We start from the raw sequence: 3,888 nt of genomic DNA, 5'->3' as shown, positions 1-3,888 counted from the left end.
GCCTTCATGGCCTTCGGCCTCGTCGCACCGCTCTGGATGACGCTGCGCCTCGCCGAGCCGCTGCCGCGCGAAATGCGCCGCCCCTTCCGCGGCGACGCGCTCGCCGCCGCGCTGGTGGAGGTCGCGACGACCCCGATGGTGCGCCTCGCCATTCTCGTGCAGGGCCTCGTCTTCGGGCAGATGTTCTCCATGCTGGTGAGCGTTCAGCCGGTCTACGACGTGACCTTCGGCCGGGCCGACAGCTTCCCCTTCTGGTTCGGGGGAATCGCCATCGCCGCGGGAAGCGCGACGCTCCTGAACGCGCTCGTGGTGATGCGGCTCGGCATGCGGTTCCTGATCACCGCGGCGCTCGCGGCGCAATGCGCCATCGCCGGCGCGATGATCTTGGTAAGCCTCGCACCGCCGCCCGAGCCGGTCTTCTTCGCGCTCTTCGTCTTCTGGCAGGCCTCGCTCTTCTTCCAGGTCGGGCTGACGCTCGGCAACATCAACGCCATGGCGCTCGAGCCCCTCGGCCACATCGCGGGTTTCGCCTCCTCCATCATCGGCGCGCTGGCGACGGTGACGGCGGTTCTGCTCGCCGTGCCGGTGGGGCTGATGTTCGACGGCACGCCGCTGCCGCTCGCGGTGGGGGTCTTCGTCATGGCGGTGGCGGCGCTGGGTCTGATGCTGCATCTGCGCCGGATCGAGGCCCGCGCGGCGGCCGAGGCGTGACCCGATCCGCGGCATCGAACGTGTATACTGTCGCATACGATCTTTTCAGCGCCGCATTCCTCCGCTAGAAGGCGCGCGAACGCAGCCGGACGAGAGGACCGCGCCCATGGCCAAGATCAAAGTCGAGAACCCCATCGTCGAGATGGACGGCGACGAGATGACCCGGATCATCTGGGACTTCATCAAGCAGAAGCTGATCCTGCCCTACCTCGACATCGACCTTCTCTATTACGACCTGTCGATCCAGTCGCGCGACGCCACCGACGACCAGATCACCGTCGACGCCGCCGAGAAGACCAGGGAGGTCGGCGCGGCCGTCAAATGCGCCACGATCACGCCTGACGAGGCGCGGGTCGAGGAGTTCGGCCTCAAGAAGATGTGGCGCAGCCCCAACGGCACGATCCGCAACATCCTCGGCGGCGTGGTCTTCCGCGCGCCGATCATCTGCCGCAACGTGCCGCGCCTCGTGCCCGGCTGGACGCAGCCCATCGTGATCGGGCGCCATGCCTTCGGCGACCAGTACCGCGCGACCGATTTCCTGATGCCCGGGCCCGGCACGCTGACGATCAAGTTCGAGGGCGAGGACGGCCAGGTCATCGAGAAGGAGGTCTACCAGGCGCCCGGCGCCGGCGTGGCGATGTCCATGTACAACCTCGACGAGTCGATCCGCGACTTCGCCCGCGCCTCGATGAACTACGCGCTGGACATGGGCTGGCCGCTCTACATGTCGACCAAGAACACGATCCTGAAGGCCTACGACGGCCGCTTCAAGGACCTGTTCCAGGAGGTCTACGAGGCCGAGTTCGAGGAGCAGTTCAAGGCCAAGGGCATCACCTACGAACATCGCCTGATCGACGACATGGTCGCCTGCGCGATGAAGTGGAACGGCGGCTTCGTCTGGGCCTGCAAGAACTACGACGGCGACGTGCAGTCCGACACCGTGGCGCAGGGCTTCGGCTCGCTCGGGCTGATGACGAGCCAGCTGATGACGCCGGACGGCCGGATCGTCGAGGCCGAGGCCGCGCATGGCACCGTCACCCGCCACTACCGCCAGCACCAGAAGGGCGAGGAGACCTCCACGAACTCCATCGCCTCGATCTTCGCATGGACCGGCGGGCTCAAGCACCGTGCCAAGCTCGACGGCAACGACGAGCTGCGCAATTTCGCCGAGACGCTGGAGCGCGTCGTGGTGGAAACGGTCGAGTCGGGCCACATGACCAAGGACCTCGCGCTGCTCGTCGGCCCCGACCAGGGGTGGCTCACCACCATGGGCTTCCTCGAGAAGGTGGACGAGAACCTGAACGCCGCGCTCGGCGGCTGACGCGGGAGGACCGGGGCGGGGCACAGCTTGCCCTCCCGGGGCATCGAACGGGGCGCGCCCGGTGCGGCGCGCCTGCCCCTGTCGTCCGTGCGGTCGCCGCCATGTGTGCGGTCGGGACGCGCCCTGCGCCTTGACGGCCCGCGCGCCGGGGCCTAGCGCGGCGCCATGCAGTTTCTTTCCTCGCCGCCGCCGGAGCGGCACACGCCGCTCGAGGATGCGCAGGGCCTGGTCGTCGGCGCGCTCTTGGTGGCGCTCGCGGTCAACGTCCTGCGGGCCGCCGATCTGGTCACCGGGCAGATCGCGGGGCTCGCGCTCGTGCTGAGCTATCCGACGGGCTGGTCCTTCGGCGCGGTCTTTTTCCTGCTCAACCTGCCCTTCTACGTCCTCGCGGTGCGCGCGCTCGGCTGGCGGTTCACGGTCAAGACCTTCGTGGCGGTCGCGCTGATGAGCGCGCTGGCCGAGGCGCTGCCGCTCGCCGTGCCGCTCGGCCCGGTGCCGGGACCGGTGGCGGCCGTGCTTGCCGGCGTGCTCGCGGGCTCCGGGCTGCTGACGCTCTTCCGGCACGGCGCGACCCTCGGCGGCGTGGGGATCGTCGCGCTCTGGCTGCAGGACCGCGGCACGATGAAGGCCGGCTACGTGCAGCTTCTCTTCGATCTCGGCGTCTTCGCGCTCGCCCTGGCGCTTTTCCCCTGGCCGGTGGTGCTCTGGTCGCTGGCGGGGGCGGTGGTGCTCAATCTCATCATCACGGTCAATCACCGCCGCGACCGATACATCGCACGCTCCTGAGATCGGCGACCGCGGGGTTTGGCCCGGCCGCCGGGCGCGCTATGCTCCCCGTCGGGCGACGAGGGAGAGCGGCTGCATGGAACTGAGGGTCAACGGCACCACCCACGAGGTGGAGGTGGAAGAGGACATGCCCCTCCTCTGGGTGCTGCGCGACGCGCTGGGGCTCACGGGGACGAAATACGGCTGCGGCATCGCGCAGTGCGGCGCCTGCACCGTGCATCTGGACGGCGTGGCGGTGCGCGCCTGTCAGACCCGGGCCGCCGACGTCGCGGGCGCCGAGGTCATCACGATCGAGGGGCTCGGCACCCCGGACGCGCCGCACCCGGTTCAGGCCGCCTGGATCGAGACACAGGTCGCGCAATGCGGCTACTGCCAGCCGGGTCAGGTCATGCAGGCGGCGAGCTTTCTCGCCGAGACACCGGATCCCACCGACGACGACATCGACGCGGCGATGGGCGGGCATCTCTGCCGCTGCGCCACCTACCCGCGCCTGCGCGCCGCGGTGCACGATGCAGCGCGCCGGCTTGCGGAGGGCTGAGCGATGGCAAGCGTGGGCAAGATCGCGCGACGGGGCTTTCTCGTCGGGGCCGTGGCGGTGGCCGGCGGCGTGGCCTTCGGCACCTGGCGGCTGCGGGCGCCTTATCGCAACCCGCTCGAGCCCGGTGACGACGGCGTCGCGCTCACTCCTTGGGTGATCGTGGATGGCGAGGGGGTGACGCTGATCACGCCGCGCGCGGATGTGGGTCAGGGCACGGTGCAGGTGCAGGCCGCGCTTCTGGCCGAGGAGCTCGATGTGGACCCGGCCGAGGTGCGCACCGCCTTCGGGCCGCCGGCGCCGGCCTATTACAATTCCGTGGTCGTCTCCGAGGGGATGCCGGTCGCCGCGACCGACGACGGGGTGATCGCCCGCTTCCTGCGCGACGAGGTGAGCGAGGCGGCCGGGAAGTTGTTCGGAATGCAGATCACCGGCGGCTCGACGACGGTACCGGATGCCTACGAGAAGTTGCGCCGCGCGGGCGCCACGGCGCGCGAGACGCTGAAGCGCGCGGCGGCGAGCCGCACCGGCGCCG

4 protein-coding genes and 1 pseudogene are annotated in these 3,888 nt (G+C 69.9%); all 5 read left to right on the top strand.

Annotated features, from left to right (window positions below; all coding sequences use genetic code 11):
- Nucleotides 1-711, top strand: a 711-nt coding sequence (locus tag ACESL7_RS13965; protein WP_487247758.1) for an MFS transporter, incomplete at its 5' end; no start/stop codon positions are given.
- A 106-nt stretch (nucleotides 712-817) separates the two neighbouring features.
- A complete protein-coding gene (locus tag ACESL7_RS13960; protein WP_372893915.1) occupies nucleotides 818-2,032 on the top strand; it encodes an NADP-dependent isocitrate dehydrogenase in 1,215 nt (404 codons plus the stop codon).
- A 165-nt stretch (nucleotides 2,033-2,197) separates the two neighbouring features.
- On the top strand, nucleotides 2,198-2,818 hold the full coding sequence (locus tag ACESL7_RS13955) for a YitT family protein (protein ID WP_372893914.1): 621 nt from the start codon (nucleotides 2,198-2,200) through the stop codon (nucleotides 2,816-2,818).
- A gap of 76 nt (nucleotides 2,819-2,894) precedes the next feature.
- A complete protein-coding gene (locus ACESL7_RS13950) occupies nucleotides 2,895-3,356 on the top strand; it encodes a (2Fe-2S)-binding protein (protein ID WP_372893913.1) in 462 nt (153 codons plus the stop codon).
- 3 nt (nucleotides 3,357-3,359) lie between these two features.
- A pseudogene (locus ACESL7_RS13945) lies at nucleotides 3,360-3,888 on the top strand (xanthine dehydrogenase family protein molybdopterin-binding subunit); the annotation flags it as partial.

The organism is Rhodosalinus sp., assembly GCF_041685465.1.
Taxonomy (GTDB): Bacteria; Pseudomonadota; Alphaproteobacteria; order Rhodobacterales; family Rhodobacteraceae; genus Rhodosalinus.
Note: the sequence above shows the minus strand (reverse complement) of the source record. Positions and strands in the feature narration are given on the sequence as shown.

Bases quoted from the DNA above. Each gene is read 5' to 3' on its own strand.
- ACESL7_RS13960 (WP_372893915.1), top strand. From the start codon at position 818: ATGGCCAAGATCAAAGTCGAGAACCCCATCGTCGAGATGGACGGCGAC.
- ACESL7_RS13955 (WP_372893914.1), top strand. From the start codon at position 2,198: ATGCAGTTTCTTTCCTCGCCGCCGCCGGAGCGGCACACGCCGCTCGAG.
- ACESL7_RS13950 (WP_372893913.1), top strand. From the start codon at position 2,895: ATGGAACTGAGGGTCAACGGCACCACCCACGAGGTGGAGGTGGAAGAG.